The organism is Erwinia sp. MYb416 (assembly GCF_037479575.1).
GTDB classification, from domain to species: domain Bacteria; phylum Pseudomonadota; class Gammaproteobacteria; order Enterobacterales; family Enterobacteriaceae; genus Erwinia; species Erwinia rhapontici.
Window position 1 is genome coordinate 1 of sequence record NZ_JBBGYT010000057.1, and the last position, 822, is coordinate 822.

Below are 822 nucleotides of genomic sequence, written 5' to 3' on the forward strand. Positions count from 1 at the left end.
GCGCTTATATTCGTGCCCGCCGTCTGTCGAAAGCCGCCGTAGCATTACGTTTGACGAGTCGCCCGATTCTGGATATTGCTTTGCAGTATCGTTTTGACTCTCAACAAACTTTCACCAGGGCCTTTAAGAAACAATTTGCCCAGACGCCAGCCTGGTATCGTCGGTCATCAGACTGGAATGCCTATGGACTGCGCCCACCGATTCGCCTTGATGACGTCAGACTACCCGAACCGACATGGGTAAGTTTGCCGGAAATCGTGCTAATTGGGCAAACTCAATCTTATACCTGCACACTTGAACAGATTTCACGCTTCCGTGATGAGATGCGTATGCATTTCTGGCGCCAGTTCCTGACGGAAACGGATACCGTTCCGCCAGTGCTGTATGGTCTGCACCAGTCGCGCCCCAGCATGGAAAAAGACGATGAGCAGGAGATTCTGTACACCACGGCGGTCACCGCTGAGTCAATTTCCAGTCAGTTGCATTCAACGCAGACGGTCGTACTGGAAGGGGGTGATTATGTGCAGTTTACCTATGAAGGGCCGCGTACCGGACTTCAGAACTTTGTCTTACAGATTTATGGCACCTGTATGCCAACACTGAATCTGACACGTCGCCACGGTCAAGACATTGAGCGCTTCTATACCCACGGCGGTAAGAAACGTCCAGAGCCACCTGTCGACATCCATTGTGAATATCTGATCCCGATACGACGCCAGTCGTAATCACCGATGATTCAGCAAGGGCCGAACATATCGGCCCTTTTTCATCGTTAGCGCTGGAGTTCGTCGAGGGAGGTATCCTCAAGATGCGCAATATCGC

Annotated in this window: 1 protein-coding gene; it reads left to right on the plus strand. The window is 51.7% G+C overall.

Translation table 11 applies throughout. From position 1 onward, the window contains the following. A partial coding sequence (gene robA / locus WH277_RS00515) for an MDR efflux pump AcrAB transcriptional activator RobA (RefSeq protein WP_339503743.1) occupies nucleotides 1–725 on the plus strand: 725 nt, incomplete at its 5' end. Between the last annotated feature and the right edge of the window lie 97 nt (nucleotides 726–822).